Origin of the sequence: Flavivirga rizhaonensis (assembly GCF_004791695.1) — a bacterium.
GTDB classification, from domain to species: Bacteria; Bacteroidota; Bacteroidia; order Flavobacteriales; family Flavobacteriaceae; genus Flavivirga; species Flavivirga rizhaonensis.
In genome coordinates this window covers 1-1153 of record NZ_SRSO01000070.1, presented here as the reverse complement: position 1 = coordinate 1153, position 1153 = coordinate 1, and the positions used below count along the sequence as shown (strand labels likewise).

The 1153-nt window shown below is 50.7% G+C and carries 1 protein-coding gene; it reads right to left on the bottom strand.

Translation table 11 applies throughout. The features are described from left to right. Positions 1 to 1153, bottom strand: a 1153-nt coding sequence (locus EM932_RS20675; RefSeq protein WP_135879103.1) for an alpha-L-fucosidase, incomplete at both ends; no start/stop codon positions are given.

Genomic DNA, 1153 nt, shown 5'->3' with positions numbered 1-1153 from the left:
CCCTCCCCGAATGCTTTCCAGTACCTGGTCCCGTAAATGGCATCGCCGTTTACTTCCAGCCACTTTCCTATTTTTAGCAATATCTCTTTTTGGTCTTCCGGTATGGTGCCATCGGATTTTGGTCCCACATTTAAAAGCAGGCAGCCGTTCTTGCTCACGATATCGACCAGGTCGTCGACCAGTTCGTTTGCCGTCTTGGATTTCCAGTTTTCCACATGGCTCCACGAGTTCTTCCCAATGGAGGTATCTGTCTGCCACGGCAATTTCCTGATGTCCGGCAGCTTTCCCCTTTCCAGGTCGTATATGACCGTTCCTTCAGGGAAGGCCTGATGTGAAAAGTTCTTGTCCTGTAGGACGACCTCCTTGCCCCATTCCACGCCCTTGTTATAATAGTAGGCTGCTATTTTGGGTCTCAGGTCTTCAAAATCCGGGATGTCCACATAAAAATCGAACCATAGGATGTCGGGCTGGTAATTATCGATCAGGTCGACGGTCCTGTCCCACCAGCGCTTCTTGAACCTATCCGAAACAGGTTCTTTTAGGTCTTTGCCCTTTGACGAGTAGAGATCGGCGTACTCGGGGTCGGTGGTGTCAAAGTGGTCCTTTTTGTTGTAGAAGGACCAGTTGAAGGCAAAATGGGAAGAGGCGCCCATGACCATGCCCTTGTGTCTCCCCGCTTTGAAGAGTTCCCCTAATATATCGCGTTTGGGCCCCATGTCGTAGGCGTTCCACCTAGAGGTGTTCGACTTGTACATGGCAAACCCGTCATGGTGGTCTGCCACGGGGATGACATATCTGGCACCGGCCTTTTTAAACAGGTCGATCCATTCATCGGCATTGAACCTCTCTCCCTTGAACATGGGTATAAAGTCTTTATATCCAAACTGCTTTTGGTCCCCCCAATGTTTTCTGTGGTGGAGGAACTCGGCAGAGGCCCCTTGCTTCTTGAGCTCGAGTCCGGCACTGAAGACAGCGGTATCCATGTACATCTGGCGCGGGTACCACTCCGATCCGTAAGCAGGGACTGTATAGGCGCCCCAATGTATGAAGATCCCGAATTTGGTCTTATTGAACCATTCAGGGTCCTTGTAGTTGGCTTTGATGGATTCCCAATTGGCCTCGAATTTTGGTTGTTTGGGTTCGGCGGTATCGC